The following is a 16,883-nucleotide window of genomic DNA, read 5'->3' as shown; positions in this document are numbered from 1 at the left end:
AATAAAAATATGTGCGAACTATTATCTATAGCAACTGGCTGGCATGTTAAAGCCCCTTTAGTTTTGTGTCATAAAGTTTCCTTTATTTTACCTTTTATATAATTTGTATAGCAAGAATTATTATATAGGGATGAAGGGTGAGTGTCAAGAAATAAAAAATAATGCCCTCAACTATATAGCCGAGAGCATTTTGTGATTTACTGAATAGAATACAACATATCTGGATCTATGTCTAAACAATTAGTTGGATCATATTCTCCAGATGTATCCCAAGCCAATGTGTGATTCATGACAGTACAGCGGCTTATGTAAAAATCCTTATCTTTGAGTTTTTTAAAAGCCCCTTTTTCTAACAGTTGACTTACATCATAATGTACAATTTTGCCATCTTGAAATAGGACTTCTACTATGTAATTTTCATGTGGTATTACTTGTACAACCTCTGGCGTAAACATAAAACCTCCTTACCGTAATGCGTCAATCTCAATAAAAGCCGACTAGATTTCTCTAGCCGACTTTCTTTTTAATTAAGCTAATACCTTTCATTTTTTATTTTTGTATTTCTATAATGGATTATTCTTAAAAAAGGGTTTTAAGTTTTATTCAAAAATGAACCATTTATTTAATAGTTCTCTCTTTACCTTATCCCAATATTCTTCTGGGATATATAATTTTATTAAGGCTTCGTCTATTGAAATTTTTTCTTTTTTCTTAATGGCTCTAATTTGATTTACATATGTCATAATAATGCCTTCTTCACGACCTTCTTCACGACCTTCTCGTTTTGCATCCATCAATTTTGCTTCCAAGACCATATACTCACCTCTCATTTTACCATCTAACTTTATTTCGTTAATAGTATCATCAATGGATGAAGTGAAATCATCTGAAACTTCATTGTGTTTTAAGTAATTAATAAACTTACCCATCTTTGTTTCATTAGATATTTCTGCATTTGCATTTACAATTACTGTATGAGCTTCATCCCCATATATTATACCATGTTTTTTATCATATGTGACAAAATCATATATAGGTTCATTGTATCCAAACAAATCTTTTGTGCAAACAAAAATGACATAGCTTTCTTTTAGATCGTCAAAATCTTGTGCTTTACCTAAACTTGACACATCCATCACGCTCTGGTAAAATCGTGAGCGTTTAGGAATATTTGCAAAATTGGATGTCTGCATTTCAATATTATAAACTGTAGTTTCGTCTTGAAGATAAACATCAAGACGGACACCACGTTTATCATAGTCTATATTAAGCGTTTTTTCAGCTTCAATATATTCTATCTTTTCTATCTTCTTATCAAGGATAAGTTCTAGAAACTCTTTGCAGATGTCCTTTTTTCTCATTACTTTCGAGAACATAAAATCATCTGTTAAAGTTAAGTCTTTAAAATTCTTCATGTTAATATTCTATTAGCTAAATCATAACTCCATTAAATTGAAATACATGATAAATATAGAAGAAACCTTGTACTAAGCTATATATAGCTATTTCTATTCGATATTTTCCAAAGTTTTTTATATTTTATCGAATAGTGTAAGAAATTCGCATTAAAAAAGCCGACTAGATTTTCTCTAATCGACTTCCCTTTTAATTTAGACTAATGCAATTTACTTATTTTAAAGCATATCATTTAAAATATCTCGAAGGTTCTTAATATCTTTGTTGTCAGGACTCTTTTTAAGTGCATTATTTAAAATTTTAAGAATTAACCTAATAAATCCTTGAAATTGCTTATCTGTCATTCCTGCTTGTTCAATTACTTCTCTTTTACTTACTGAGTTCTCACAAAGCTCTTGTTCTAATGCTTCAATTGCCATTTTGTGAGCATTTATGACTTCTCCCTCTCTAAGCATAGGACTATCCGCAATCTTGCTAAATTCTACATCATATTTCTCGCATATAGAAAGAAATAAATCTTTATCAAACATCATGTCACCTCTTTTTCTTCATTATATACTAATTTGGTTTCTTATATAAAAAAACAATGCCCCCCGACTATTTAGCCGAGAGCATTTTGTGATTAGCTGATTGTTCCTATTTGAGCAAATCAACCAAACATTTTTCATTCTTTGGAATTTTTGATAATGTTTTATAATTCTTAATTGCAGAGATTAAAACTTCTGTATTTTGAAAATATTCCGTTACAAATTGAGTACTTTTCACATTTGGCATTTTTAGTTGTTGTTTACAGTAATCGCTAGGCTTTGTGTTACTTTTATACTTTGAAAAATCCGAAAATCTATTTTCGTTTATTATAATAAGCATTTCAATTTCGGGTGCAGTAATGATATTAACAACATCTATTTTGTTTCTATATGCAGCTCTTAAATTGAAGTTTTCTCGTCTAGAATCAAGTATTCGATAAACCGTAATTTTATTATTAAAACCTTTTCCTAAATATTTATCTTCAAATTCTCTAGCATTTCTACATTTTAAAATTTCTCTATCTAATAATTCAGAACGAGAGAAAATTAGCTTTCCTTCATCCAATAATTTATTTATAATAGCCCGTTCTGCCGAGCCTTCACAAATGCAAGCTATTAAATTTTCAGCCATTAATGAACCCCCAACTCTGTTCTGGAATTAATTATAACTTCTTTTAAATCTATATAAGATTCATAAAGAGGTGCTGTGCCTTCAAGATAGCCGCTTTTAAACGCTTCACTCTTTTTTATATCATTTCTCTTTAATAAATTACACAATTTTTCAGCAGAAATTCCATTTTTGTTTCGCACTATATAAATATTATCAGAACGCTCGAATTCATCTAATAATTCAGAATAATGAGTAGAAAATATTATAGTAGCACCCATTTTGTTTACAATTGGATTTGTAAAAAATCTATATAATGTTGCAACTATTTCTCGATTAAAGTGATTTTCTAATTCATCCACTAATAGATAACCACCTTTATTAAATACCATCATCGCATTAAGAAAAACATTTAATCCTTTTACAGTTCCAGAAGAAAGATATTTTTCGCATTGTAAAGGATCTGATAACGAAATTGCATCTTTACCATAAAATTTTAGTTTTATTTCAGAGTTGTTCTTATCAAATGTAATTGATTCAATGCTAGGATCTAAGAACTTAATCAACTCGTGAGGATAGTTCCCAATTAATCTTATCATATTCATATTTGTATAATTAAGTAAATCTCTGACGAATATTTTATTATTCTTGCTTATAGCTATTGCTATACTTACATCATCTGATAAAAATTCAGCAGTATTGTCACGCTCTTTAAATAAATTTGTATTTTCATAAGACACTATATCTTTTTTTGATTGAATTTTTGATATTGATTTTTTCCATATTTTTTCTGCCCCGAAAATAAATCTATTATCTATCTCGTTATTTCTAACACTTATAATTTCAGATTGAAGCTTATATAGATTATTGTTATCATCATAGAATATCACTTCTATATTTACTTTTTTAGAATCTGTCAAAACATCTCGATTGACAATATTATTTAAAGACTGTCCGTTAATCAATTCTAAAGCAAAAGAAATTAATTTTAATACAGAAGTCTTACCAGAAGCGTTGATACCAACAACTGAAATGACATTATTTGTATATACGTTTTTAAATGCATTTGAAAGCATATCACTATTATCTTTTATAACTCTTTGTTCAGCGAAAAAATCTATACTAACTTTATCATTAAAGAGCATTAATCCATCTGCTGATATTTTTAAAATTTTCATATTGTCCTCCTTTTATTACAATATAATAATAACATCTTCTATATATGCTGTCAAATATTTAAACGTATTATCTGTTTAAATTCAGCAAATAACTTGTGAATTAAGCAGGATTATCAATCTTTAAACAGATTTTACGTCTAAATTGATATTTCTGTGTTAAATATATTAGATTTTCTATGAATTTCAGGATATATATATGGTTTCAATATAAGTCTCCACAGCTTGCGGCATGCCACCAATGCGCATATACAATCTAAATACACAAATCCCCATATCAAAAACTCTAAAAAATACACAAATCCCCATATTGAAAAACCCAAAATATGCATAAATCCCCATATTGAAAAAGCTAAAATATACATAAATCCCCATATAATTATTTAAATAAATCTCTGGATCAGTCTATGGACTTGGTTCAGAGATTTATGTATTTTTATACTAATTGTATCTTTTTAAACTATATGGTATAATGCCTGTAAGTATATTGTGACAATTCAATAAGATGCATAGGAGGTAAAAATTCTTATGAGCGAACTAACTAAGCCAAAGCGCGTTGTGAAAGTGCGCGACAAATTCCTCATGTTTATCATGCCTGCCATAATTATTTTCATTATCTTAATTATTGTAATGGCAGGAATTCTTTCTGAAAAAATGATACAAAGCTTATCAGAAGATGCTCTAGATTCTTCTCTAAACAACCAAGCTGATAATATTACAAGTTGGCTAGAGAAAAATCTAGAAAACTTCTCTTCAGTAAAACAAACTATTGAAGCAACAAATCCAGATGAGGAAGAACTTCAGGAAATTCTCGATTCTTTCTATGGCTACAATAGCTATGCCAAGGATGGTATTTACATTGGTACATCCACAGGTGAATTATACAAGGCAAGTGAATCTACTAAGACTAGTGAAAATGTTACTTCTGAAAATTGGTATAAGGATGGTTTAACACGAGTAAACCTCAATTATGGACAGACTTATACTGATTATAAAGGAGACTCTATTATCTCTGCTTCAGGTCTTATAAACCTTAATAGAGATGAGTTAATGGTACTTGCTGCGGATTTATCCCTTGACCAGATTAGTATTATTGTAAATTCTGGTGTAAAGATGGATAATGCTTATTCTTTCCTTGTAGATACTAACGATAACACTATCTTAGCTCATCCTGATACTAGTCTTGTTTCAACAAATATCAACTCTAGCTCTGACAAATTATTATCTGGAGTTGCAAAAAAAATCGATAATCAGGATTACAACAAAGAGGAAATAAATAACTATCTTGTCAGCCTAACTCAAATTAGCGGTACTGATTGGGTATTAGTTTCTTATATAAAAAGAGATATTGTTATGTCTTCTATTCACGTTTTAATAAGAAGACTTGCAATTATTGCAGTATTCGCTATTTTACTTACATCTGTTGTAATTATAGTAATTGTAAATTATCTTATTAAGCCAATTTCTAAAATTTCTGATGGCGTTACTGCCATGGCAGATGGCGACTTTACAATTAGCATAAACAGCTCTAGCAATGATGAAATCGGCATTATGAGTGATAAAGTAGAGGACTTCATTGTTCGAATGCGAGATATGCTTAAAAATGTAGCCCTAGAATCTGACAAACTTCAAGATCAATCAAGGACTAGTGACGTCGTTGCCAAGTCAATGTATGAAGCTTCAGAAAAACAGGCTAAAGCAATGCAAAACTTAAATTCAACTGTAGATGAACTTGCTAAAGCCGTTAACGAAATTGCCATTAATGCTCAAACCTTAACAGAAGTCGTATCAGATACTAGAAGCAATTCTGCTAAAGCAAATGAGTCTATGCAGGAATCTGTAGAGATTTCTAAACAAGGTAAAACAGATATGGAAAAACTATCTTTTGCCATGACCCAGATTCAAAAATCTATCGAAGAATTATTATTATCTATTAATAAGGTTGGAGATGCCTCTGAACAAATCACAGGTATTGTAGGTCTTATTGGAGAAATTGCAGAAGAAACAAACCTCTTATCACTTAATGCAAGTATAGAAGCAGCAAGAGCAGGAGAAGCTGGTAAAGGCTTCGCTGTAGTTGCTGGTGAAATTGGAAAATTAGCCCAAAACTCAGCAGATAATGCTCAAAATATTGCTAAGTTGATTGAACAAATCAGAAACTTAATATCCGATGTAGTAACTCAGGCTAATACTAGTGCAGAAAATATCCAGTCAAATACAGTATTAATTGATACTGCCGTTGAAACCTTTGACAAGATTTATGAAAACATTGCTACTTCAAGTGATCTTGTAACAGATATGATTACTGGTGTTACTAAGGTAGATGACGTTGCAACTAATGTAGCCGCTATTTCTGAGGAACAAGCAGCCTCTGCTGATGAGATTCTTGAAACCTCTAAGCAAATGGTAGAACAGGCAGAAAACATCACAAGACATAGTGAAGACGTTGCAGCTAATTCAGAAGAATTATCAGACACCTCTGAAAAGCTTACAAGCTATGTATCTAAGTTTAAGCTTGAAAGTGATGATGAAGAATAGGAGGTGTATATATGAAAAATACAAGTAAGATTTTAAAAAGAATATTAGCACTCATATTAATTGTTAGTCTATTACCTGTTACTAGCCTTTTAACAGCCTGTAATTCTTCTTCAGGTTCAGGCTCTGGCTTATCCTTCTTCTTTACTATAAAGGATACTGACGATGACTTTAGATTGAGCCTTAAAGAATCAATAGAATCCATGGCAAAAGCACAAGGGGCAAGTGTAACCTCCACTCTATGTGGTTCTAATGTAGACCAACAAGTTAGTGATATAAAAGCTGCTGCCGCATCTGGAAAATACGATGCGATTATCTGCGTCCCAGTAGATGCCGCTACAGCTCTACAATTAGAAATAGCAGCAGGAGATTTACCTGTAATATTTATGAATAACAAACCAGATGAAGACGTTTTAAAGGCTAATAAGTACGTATATGTAGCCTCAGATGAGTACCAGGCTGGAAGACTACAAGCCGAATACATGTATGAAAAACTTGGTAAGCCTTCTAGTATAAATGCCATCATCCTTATGGGAGAAAGAAAACACTCTGGAACAATAGGAAGAACAGAAGCTGTAAAACAATATTTTAAAGAGAAAAATGTTACTTTAAATCTAGTATTTTGTGATTACGCAAGTTGGTCAGACACAGAAGCTGCCAACTTAATGGAAATTTTCTTTAAAACAAATCAAGACCTAGATGTTATCTTTGCAAATAATGACACTATGGCGCTTGGTGCAATTACAGCCTTAAAGGCCCATGGCCTTAGCACCTCAGATGTTCCTGTAGCAGGAGTAGATGCTACAGCTGATGGTTGTAAATCCATTGCCAATGGTGAATTAAGTTTTACAGTTTACCAAAATGCCGAGGGTCAGTCCAAAAAAGCAATAGAGGTCGCCATAGCCCTAGCAAACGGCTCCTCTACAAAGAACATTGAAGGCAAAAACGACGCTGGCACATGCTACTTCGTAGATTTCGAAGCAGTATCAAAATCTAACGTTTCAAAATACCAGTAAAATATATAAGAATATGTGGCCCATCCTAGCACGCTAGGATGGGCTTTTTGCGGGTTTCTGGCTTTTGCCGTCTTGACTTTCGTTGCCCTGGCTTTTATCACCCTCCTTGCTTTCGTTACCCTCCTGGCTTTCGTCGCACTCCTGTTTATCGTCGTCCCGCGTATGTATTTTGCCGCCCTGTGCTATGTCAATGCCATATAAATGCAACACCCCGTATTAATTTCTTAGTGATTTCCCAATAAGGAATCGAAAATCTCTGAAAAAAGCAAGAAAAGTGCGAGTTTTCAGAGATTCAACAATCTTTAAAAATTTCTCTTCTCAAATTTCTCTGAAAAATTAGTGAAAACCTCGAGTTTTCAGAGATTTGCTGATTCTTATTTTTTACAAATTACAAAAATCTCTGAAAAATCGCCTAAAATGCCAAATATTCAGAGCTTTGTACTTCCTTATGAACAATCTTGCCAACCGATGTCACAATAACCGGACTATATAAAGAATCAGTATACCGAAACGAATACTCCACAAATCACTCCACAAATCCCCCTTTACTTTTTCTCCTTTTCGGTCTAAAATAAGTCTTGCATGTATCTTTTAAGACTACATGCATAAATCGTTGAAGAGTCCAGTAGATTAAGCAGAGGTTCCAGAGAAGGATGCAGGCAATTGCTTGGTGGAAGCATCCAAACTTAAACTTAATTGAATACCAGCTCTGAGAGGCTCTAATACAGCCCGGTGATTCCGTTATAATCATTAAATGAGAGGCCGAAGTTAAACTTATGGGTAAGCCATTGCAGGAAACTTTTAAGACTTTCCGATTTAAGCATAGCTCCTTTATATAACACTTTGGCAAGCAGGGTGGAACCGCGTAAATTAGATTTAACGTCCCATGCATTAAAATCAATAATAAGATTTGTAATTATGATGATTGCTCATTCATCTTAATTTCTTATTAGCTTTGATTTTAGTGTATGGGGCTTTTTTATCGTCCCGGCTTTTTTAAAGCGTAAGCTTTAGACTACATTTATATTTTTAAGGAGGCCAATAATGGTTAAAGAGGAGTATTTAGAGGTTTACCGCCATTCACTTGCTCACATTCTTGCTAAGGCAGTAATGGAAATTTTCGGTAAGGAAAATGTACAGATAGCAATCGGACCTCAGATTGCAGATGGTTTTTATTATGACTTTATCTTACCTAGAACAGTAACTAAGGAAGATTACAAGACTATCGAGAACAAAATGACAGAAATCTTAAAGAGAAAAGAAGATTTCACTGTTAAGGAAGTTTCTAAGGAAGAAGCTTTAAAGCTTTTTGCAGATCAAAAATTTAAGGTTGAATTGATTAACGACTTACCAGAAGGTGAGAAGATTACAGTATATAACACAGGTGATGATTTCTATGATTTATGTCGTGGACCACACGTACCTAACGCACAGGAATTATTATCAGCATCCTTTGAAATCAAGTCAGTTTCAGGTGCTTACTGGAGAGGTGACGAACATAGAGATATGCTTCAGAGAATCTATGTTTACGCATTCCCAGACAAGCAGCAGCTTAAGGAACACAAGAAGTTAATTCAGGAAGCTCTTGAAAGAGACCATAAGAAGATTGGTCCAGCTCTTGATTTATTTATGTTTGATGAGACAGCTCCTGGTATGCCTTACTGGTTACCAAGAGGATGGAAGATGTTTAATGCCTTACTTGATTACTGGAGAGGCATCCATGATAAGAAGGGTTACGAAGAAATCGCAGCTCCTGTAGTTAACTCTACAGTACTTTGGAAGACATCTGGTCACTGGGCTCATTATAAGAACAACATGTTCCTTATGTACAATGAAGAAGCAGATGACAATACAGATCCAGATGATATCTTTAAGTTTGCTCTTAAGCCAATGAACTGTCCTAACGCTATGATGGTTTATAGAAGAAAGCAGCATTCATACAAGGATCTTCCAATCCGTTACAACGAAACAGACCTTGTACACCGTAAGGAAAAGTCTGGTCAGTTAAATGGTTTATTTAGAGTTCAGTTATTCCGTCAGGATGACTGCCATTTATTTGTAACAGAAGATCAGATTGGTTCAGAAATCAAGAACATCATGTCTATTGCTAATGATATCTACAACACATTCGGTTTAACATACAGAGTAGAATTATCTACAAGACCAGAAGATTTCATGGGTGATATCAATGTATGGAACAAGGCTGAAGAAAGCTTAAAGAACGTATTAAATGAAATGTTTGGCGAAGGCGGATACGAAATAAACGAAGGTGATGGCGCATTCTACGGTCCTAAGATTGACTTAAAGATGAAGGATTGCCTTGGTAGAGAATGGCAGACTGGTACAATCCAGCTTGACTTCCAGCTTCCAAAGAACTTCGAACTTAAGTATGTTGCAGCTGATGGTTCAATGAAGCAGCCTGTAGTATTACATAGAGCTATCTTTGGTTCATTCGAAAGATTCTTCGGTATTATTACAGAAAACTTTAAGGGAGCATTCCCATTCTGGTTATCACCATACCAGGTAGGTGTTGTTCCTATTTTACCAGAGCATAACGAATATGCTAAGGAAGTTGCTGACTTACTTGATAAGGCTGGCGTTAGAGTAGAAGCTAACTACTCAGATAACAACATGAATTCTAAGATTAAGACATTCAAGAACTACAAGGATCCATATATCATCGTTATTGGTGATAAGGAAGTTGCTGAAAGAACAGTATCTATCAACATCAGAGGTACTAACAAGAAGCTTAACAATGTTCCACTTGATAAGTTCATTGAAATGTGTAAGCAGATGAACGAGACACATTGTCTTGATGTCATTGATACAATCGACTAATCAACATTAAAAATATATAAACAGACTCAGAAGTTTCTAACAAAAAAGGAGAAGACTAGGGAATTATTAGGAAGAATCTAATAGTTTCCTAGTCCTTTTTCTTTATAATAAAAAATTAATGTGATATAATCTAATTAGTAAATAATTTGTTAACAATAAGGATATGCTCATATGGATATTAAGAAGATCTTAAAAGATTTTTACAATAGGCATTCTGATTTAGATGATAGAATATTTATTAATGTTGTTTTTATCAGTTCATTTTTAACATTATTTTCATCTATCATCACTTTCATAGAAGGTTCCGGCCTTATTGCAAATCTTGTTGTATTTATGTCTTTTATAATAATGGCAGGGGTGGGATATTTAACCATCCACTATAATAAAATAGCTTTAGGTAAATTAATATACGCCTACATATTATGTTGTATTTTAATTCCTTTTATATACTTAACTTGTGGTGGAATCGACTCTGGATCTCCACTTTATATGTTGACTAGTTTTTTCATAATTGCCCTTTTATTGGAAGGCGTTCAAAGTATTGTCTGTCTTATTATTACTCTTATAATACATATAAGTATTTTATGGTTACCCTACATCGATAACGGCAATTATTTAGATACTTCAGTACTTTCTTTAAGCGCAAGATATTTAGACAATGCAATAGGACTAGCTTCTGCGGGTATAGCTATATTTTTCTTAACAATTATGTCCTTAAACGCTTATAGACAGGAACATATAAAGAGTAATAAACTGCTAGAACAACTACAGCTAATGAGCATTAAAGACGAATTATCAGGCCTATATAATAGACGTCATCTCTACGATGTTTTATTTAATTTATATGCAAATGAATCTTCTAAATCTAATCAAGACACTAATATAAACGATAATATAAGTCCTAAGTTATCCCTTGATAAGAAGGACTTTTACATAGCAATGTATGATTTAGATAATTTTAAAATGATAAATGATACTTACGGACACCTATTTGGAGATAAGGTACTTGTGGATTTTTCTAAAAAGCTAAAGAATAACATTCTAGAAGAAGAAGGAGAATTAGCCTCTAGATATGGTGGAGAAGAATTTATGTGTCTTTATAGAGCAAAGAATTTTGAGCAAGCTTATTTAAAAGCAGAAAGCATAAGAACAAGTCTTGAAAACACTAAGTGGAAGACTGCTCCAGGCCTTATAACAACTGTAAGTATAGGACTTGTATCTTGTGATAAGTTTGATAACATGAATAGTTGCCTAAAAGAGGTAGATGACCTTTTATACAGCGCCAAAACTCACGGCAAGAATAAGATTGTCTATAAAAAGTAGACAAAGCTGTAAAGCGGACATTCGGAATCCGCTTCGCTACTTCCTCATGAACGCAGTGTAAGCAATACATTTTCAAAAGCACTAGACAAAAGTAAAATTTAATATATAATTAATGGACTACAGTGAGAATTTGTGCTAGCATGAATTCTCACTTTATATATGTTCCGTAAGGAGTAGGAAAATGAAAAAAGATTACTTAAGAGCACTACGAGATGGTGAACCTTTAAGCTTTAACCAGCGCGTACAACTAATCCTTAAGCTTTCCGGACCTGCTATTTTAGCCCAGATTTCATCTATTGTAATGCAATATATAGATGCATCAATGGTAGGGCGACTCGGGGCTAATGATTCTGCCTCAATTGGCTTGGTTTCATCAAGTACATGGGTTATTGGTGGAATTATGATCTCCCTAGTTGAAGGTTTTAGTGTGCAAATGGCTCACTCTATCGGTGCAAAAGACAACAAACGAGCAAGAAATCTTATGAAGACCGGCGTAATTATTGATATGCTTATTGCCCTTCTTCTAATGGCTCTTGTTATGTCAATTTCCTTCTATTTGCCAGGATGGCTTGGTGGAGCAGAAGAGATAAGACACAACGCAACACTTTACTTATTAGTATATGGCGCATTTATTCCGGTGTTTATGATTAACTACATCACCTGTGCCATGATACAGGCTAGCGGCAATATGAAGATCCCTAGCATCTGTGACACATTAATGTTTATTTTGGATATGATATTTAACTTCATATTCATTTTCCCAACTGCAACTTATAACATCCTTGGCTTAAAGCTAAAGATTTATGGTGCAGGCCTTGGAGTTGCTGGTGCAGCTCTAGGTACAGGCGTATCTTACGTAGTAGTTACTGCATTTTTAATTTACTATATGTTTGCTAAGTCAGACATTCTCCATCTTAGAAAGGATGAGAAGTTAAAGATTCAGCTAGCTGACATTAAGAAAGCCTTTAAAATTTCCCTTCCACTTGCCTGTGAAAGAGGAATCACAAGCGGCGCATCCGTGGCAGTTACAAGAATTATTGCTCCACTAGGTTCTATCTCAGTGGCAGCCAATTCCTTTGCAGTTACAGCAGAGGCCCTTTGCTACATGCCAGGTTATGGTGTGCAGTCCGCAGCTACGACAATCATTGGCCAGTCCATCGGTGCTGGTAGAAAGGATCAAACCAAGAAACTTGGCTATATTGCCATTGGAACAGGCGTAATTATCATGACCTTAACTGGTATTTTAATGTACTTCCTTGCTCCAATAATGATTGGAATCCTAACCCCAGACCCAGCAATTAAGGCCCTAGGCGTAACAGTGCTTAGAATTGAAGCCTTCGCAGAACCTTTCTTTGCTGCAAGTATCGTAGCTTCCGGTGTCTTTAGAGGTGCCGGCGATACCCTTGCCCCAAGCCTTATGTGCCTATTTAGCTTGTGGTGCGTAAGAGTTCCACTATCCATCATGCTTGTAAAGCCTCTTGGCCTAAAGGGCGTTTGGATTGCCATGGCAACAGAACTTACAGTTCGAGGAATCATTTTCCTTGTAAGATTAATCCGTGGAAAATGGGAGAACAAGCTCTACTAAAGTAAATAAAAATAAGCCTGTAAGGATTTGCAACTACAAGTCCCTACAGGCTTTCTAAATTTAATAATTTCTAAATTCTAAACTCTCTCAGAACCCCAGAAGAATACAGCAACTGTACCAGGGCCTGTGTGAACGCCGATTGTTCCACCAATTAAGCTAATCTGAATTTCACTTACTTTAGTAAACTTCTCCTCGATTGCAGCCTTTGTTTCAAGAGCTGACTGCATATCACTTGTACTAATCCAGATTTTACCTGAATAATCAAGGCCATTTTCGGCAGTCTCTTCAATCTTAGAAACCATTCTCTTAATAACCTTTTTCTTAGTTCTAATCTTCTCTCTAACCTGAAGTGTACCATCCTTTGCAACTTCCATGAAAGGACAGATGTTAAGCATATTTCCAATAGTACCTGAAGCCTTAGAAATTCTGCCACCCTTAATAAAGAAAGTAAGGTCGTTTGAGAAGAACCAGCTCTGAAGCTTAAGTCTATTAGCAAGGGCAAAATCCTTAACTTCATCAATAGTCTTACCCTCATCTCTAAGGTCAGCAAGCTTATCCATAAGTAAGCCATAACCTGCTGAAGCTCCTAAAGAATCTACAATGTAAATCTTTCTATCAGGGTAACTCTCAGATAATTCATCTGCAGCAATTCTAGCTGAGTTAATTGTACCTGAGATACCAGAAGTTAAAGTAACATGTAAAATGTCCTTGCCTTCCTTTAGGAATTTTTCGAAATACTCTGTATATTCTGAAACATTAACCTGAGAAGAATGAGCTTCCTCGCCCTTTAACATTCTCTTAAACAAATCTTCCTGAGTAATAGTTACACCAATGTTGTCATCATATTCATCTCCACCTACACTTAAGTGAAAGTAAATTTTATTTATGTCGCGATTTTTATACCACTCATTATTAACGTCCGCTGTAGAACAGCAACTTAAAACATACTCTCCCATAAAAACCTCCAACTTTATTTTTGTCTTTACAATCTAAAATTTTATCATCTTTATGAAAATGTATCAATGACATAGCTAAATATAAATTTTCTTTATTAAAAAAATTCTTTTATTTTATAGCTATATACAGTAAAATAATTAGCGAAATCTTTTAGAGGAGCTAGTTAAATGAGACTAAAAAAACCAACTATAATAATAGGGATTGCAGCAATTGCAGTCATTTTACTATTAATAGTTATTAGGACATTAATATTTACAAATAAAGATAGCAAACTAGAGGTTAAAGATTACAGAGGCGAAACCACTATAAGCCTTTCTAAATCTGATTTTAGTTCTGGTATCGTTGATGATCAGATACATTTTAATAAAGATAATAATTACCTATGCATTAAGGCCCTTTACCAAATTGATTCAAGTTCTTATCGAATCAGTATTAACAGTGCCCTACGCCTAATTATTAATGAATATACAGAAGATAATTTGTTTATCAAGTCCACAGATTTAGGGGATCACGATATATTTTCCTTAAACGAGGACACAGATAAAGTTAGCTTCTCCCTTTATGAATACGAAAGTGGAGAGCTGGTTACAAACACTAAAGAAAGCCTAGAGGAGCAACTTACTTCCTCCATCAATTTAGAACAAATCAACAATCTAGATGACATTTCAGAGGATGATTCCAAACTTTCCACATATATAAGTTCTGGTTCCCTTTCAAATTATAGTAACTATAGAGTCGGCTATTACCTATCTTGGGGTGGTTCCTATTCTTCTGATAGCGGTAGCTATTGCACTAGAGATTTTTACAGAATCGATGCAGACAAGACCTATTGCGTAAATGTTAACGACTACAGGGTTAACATAGAAATCAGCGAATACGACGAAAACGGCAAATGGCTTGATTACGCAGGAAGCTATAAAAACCTTAGTAGTTACAAGGCAAAGAAGCCAGAGTGCGCCTATATTGGCATAATTTTAAGATCCAGCGATTGGGGCAGTGACTGTCTTGACTTACTAAAGGACGGCCTAGTCATTGATTTTAGTGATAGCTTTAGATATGAGACCCTTGAAAATGTATCTCTATCAGATTTTGACTTCACAGACTTTGACAATTACGAATCCGGTCGTTTTTATAAAGAAGGCATCGCGGTAGAATCAAGTTCTTTAAGAGTTAAATACTACCTAAATCTAGAGGCCAGCAACAGCAAATACCTCATCAGCCTTTCAAACCACTATCTTACAATGCAAATTAGCGAGTTTGACAGCGAAGGCAACTATTTACAAAGCAACTCCTTTGAGAACGGTGAGTTTTTTACTCCTAGCGAGTCTACAAACTATATTGCTGTAAGTATTAGTGCAAACGACACGGAGGGCTACACATTTTTTGAAAAACTCTTTAAGGAAAATGTGACAATAGACTTAAGCCTCTTTACAAAATATGAGCACAACACTAACATGTCGGATTTATCTGCAACAGACTTTGTTGCCTCAATGAATGTAGGCTGGAATCTTGGTAATTCCCTTGATTCCCACTACGGAGATAGAGGCGAGAGCGCTAATCTAGAGCAGGAAACTTCTTGGGGAAACCCTACAGTTTCAAAGGACCTAATTGACTACGTGAAGGAGTCCGGCTTTAACACCATAAGAATTCCCGTGACCTGGTATAACAACACCTATGTGGATTCTAATGGAAACCTGAAAGTTTATGAAGAGTGGCTTGACCGCGTGCAAACAGTTGTAGACTATGCCCTTGAGGATGGTCTTTATGTGATTCTTGATACTCACCACGAGCAGGAGCTTATCTATGCCGGCGTCAGTGATGAGGAGATGGAAAATGTATACGCAAACGCTGCCATGCTTTGGAGTGAAATTGCAAACTACTTTAAAGATTACGATGAGCGCTTGATTTTTGAGAGCTACAACGAAGTGGACAATTTAGAGCAAAGCTGGAATTATAGTGCCAAGGCTGCACAACAGGTTAATAAACTAAATCAGATTTTTGTAGACACAGTAAGAGAGACTGGTGGCAATAACACCGACAGAATTCTTATGATTCCAACCCTTCTTGATGGAGCGGAAACTAATTACCTTGAAAGCTTTGTTGTGCCAGAGGATAGTGCAGAGAATAGATTAATCCTTACGGTTCATGATTACTCAACGGTTTACACAGACGAGATTGATAGCTTCTTTACTAACTTAGAAGAATACTCTAAAAAGTATGAGCTTCCAATAATTATTGGAGAGTTTGGAAGCTCTAATAAAAGCTTTAAGCCTTTAAAATATAGAGATATTCATGCCTCAAACTATGTAGCCAATGCCGCCAATCACGGTATTAAGTGCATTTACTGGGACAATGGTTCCATGAATGACTACGCAATAATTAATAGAAAAGATTTAGAAAGTTCAAGGACAGACATTATTGAAGCCCTAATAAATCCTAGCGTTTACATGGCAACTAATAGCTACTGCCTGGATAGCATGGAGAATTTCCTCTGGATGCGACTAAATCAAACTACGGGTGAACTAGTGGAAGATAAGTACTGGGGCACCATTGTTACAGGAAATCAAGCTACAGGAATTGAGATTTCTGAAAATGTTAACTATATCAGTTTAAATCTTAATTCCACTGATGGATATGCAAGCACAAAGATACACTATGTACATTTTTACGATGAAAATATGAATGTCATAGAAACAAACAATAGTGACTACGGTTACAAGAACAACACCTTTGAAGTACCAGAGGGAGCAAAGTACATAAGAGTAGGTATAAATGATAGCTATCAGGCCAGAACTAAAGAAGAATATTCCTATGCATTTAATACGGGAAAGTTAAGCCTTTCTATATCTTATATAGATACAGAAAGTAGTGACAGTATAGTGTCAATAAAATAAAAAATTTATA

At 34.3% G+C, this 16,883-nt stretch carries 12 protein-coding genes and 1 riboswitch; of the genes, 6 read left to right on the top strand and 6 right to left on the bottom strand.

All coding sequences use genetic code 11. From position 1 onward, the window contains the following. Window positions 1–26: 26 nt before the first annotated feature. A riboswitch (cyclic di-GMP riboswitch) is annotated at window positions 27–102 on the bottom strand. 95 nt (window positions 103–197) lie between these two features. From QVA17_RS01760 to QVA17_RS01740, 5 genes are all read right to left on the bottom strand, one after another. Then, window positions 198–455, bottom strand: a complete 258-nt coding sequence (locus QVA17_RS01760; protein ID WP_287386039.1) for a DUF2442 domain-containing protein — start codon at window positions 453–455, stop codon at window positions 198–200. 144 nt (window positions 456–599) lie between these two features. Then, window positions 600–1,415 (bottom strand): Rpn family recombination-promoting nuclease/putative transposase, encoded by an 816-nt coding sequence (locus tag QVA17_RS01755; protein WP_287386038.1) that lies wholly within the window; start codon window positions 1,413–1,415, stop codon window positions 600–602. Window positions 1,416–1,634: 219 nt separating this feature from the next. Beyond that, the gene (locus tag QVA17_RS01750) at window positions 1,635–1,949 is read right to left on the bottom strand and encodes a hypothetical protein (protein ID WP_287386037.1); all 315 of its coding nucleotides are present in this window, start codon (window positions 1,947–1,949) and stop codon (window positions 1,635–1,637) included. A 103-nt stretch (window positions 1,950–2,052) separates the two neighbouring features. Beyond that, complete coding sequence (locus QVA17_RS01745; RefSeq protein ID WP_287386036.1) at window positions 2,053–2,574, bottom strand: hypothetical protein; 522 nt, start codon at window positions 2,572–2,574, stop codon at window positions 2,053–2,055. Continuing rightward, window positions 2,574–3,728, bottom strand: a complete 1,155-nt coding sequence (locus QVA17_RS01740) for an AAA family ATPase (RefSeq protein ID WP_287386035.1) — start codon at window positions 3,726–3,728, stop codon at window positions 2,574–2,576. Before QVA17_RS01740 ends, QVA17_RS01745 begins: the two co-directional genes overlap by 1 nt. A 525-nt stretch (window positions 3,729–4,253) precedes the next feature. On the opposite strand from QVA17_RS01740, the gene QVA17_RS01735 reads away from it, so the two are divergent. From QVA17_RS01735 to QVA17_RS01715, 5 genes are all read left to right on the top strand, one after another. After that, window positions 4,254–6,263, top strand: a complete 2,010-nt coding sequence (locus QVA17_RS01735) for a methyl-accepting chemotaxis protein (RefSeq protein WP_287386033.1) — start codon at window positions 4,254–4,256, stop codon at window positions 6,261–6,263. Between the two features lie 11 nt (window positions 6,264–6,274). Continuing rightward, entirely contained in the window at window positions 6,275–7,276 is a 1,002-nt protein-coding gene (locus QVA17_RS01730) for a sugar ABC transporter substrate-binding protein (RefSeq protein ID WP_287386032.1), read from the top strand. 1,044 nt (window positions 7,277–8,320) lie between these two features. Then, a complete protein-coding gene (gene thrS, locus QVA17_RS01725; RefSeq protein ID WP_287386030.1) occupies window positions 8,321–10,114 on the top strand; it encodes a threonine--tRNA ligase in 1,794 nt (597 codons plus the stop codon). A 171-nt stretch (window positions 10,115–10,285) separates the two neighbouring features. After that, window positions 10,286–11,437, top strand: a complete 1,152-nt coding sequence (locus QVA17_RS01720; protein WP_287386028.1) for a GGDEF domain-containing protein — start codon at window positions 10,286–10,288, stop codon at window positions 11,435–11,437. Window positions 11,438–11,618: 181 nt separating this feature from the next. Then, the gene (locus QVA17_RS01715) at window positions 11,619–13,022 is read left to right on the top strand and encodes an MATE family efflux transporter (RefSeq protein WP_287386026.1); all 1,404 of its coding nucleotides are present in this window, start codon (window positions 11,619–11,621) and stop codon (window positions 13,020–13,022) included. Window positions 13,023–13,099: 77 nt separating this feature from the next. Here the strand turns inward: QVA17_RS01715 and QVA17_RS01710 are convergent, their stop codons facing one another. Beyond that, complete coding sequence (locus QVA17_RS01710) at window positions 13,100–13,978, bottom strand: DegV family protein (RefSeq protein ID WP_287386024.1); 879 nt, start codon at window positions 13,976–13,978, stop codon at window positions 13,100–13,102. 168 nt (window positions 13,979–14,146) lie between these two features. Here QVA17_RS01710 and QVA17_RS01705 point away from each other — a divergent pair, with 168 nt between their 5' ends. Next, the gene (locus tag QVA17_RS01705) at window positions 14,147–16,873 is read left to right on the top strand and encodes a glycoside hydrolase family 5 protein (RefSeq protein ID WP_287386022.1); all 2,727 of its coding nucleotides are present in this window, start codon (window positions 14,147–14,149) and stop codon (window positions 16,871–16,873) included. The last annotated feature ends 10 nt before the right edge of the window (window positions 16,874–16,883 follow it).

The organism is Lachnospira sp., from assembly GCF_016290755.1.
Lineage (GTDB): Bacteria > Bacillota > Clostridia > Lachnospirales > Lachnospiraceae > Lachnospira > Lachnospira multipara.
This window is presented reverse-complemented; position numbering and strand designations above follow the sequence as displayed.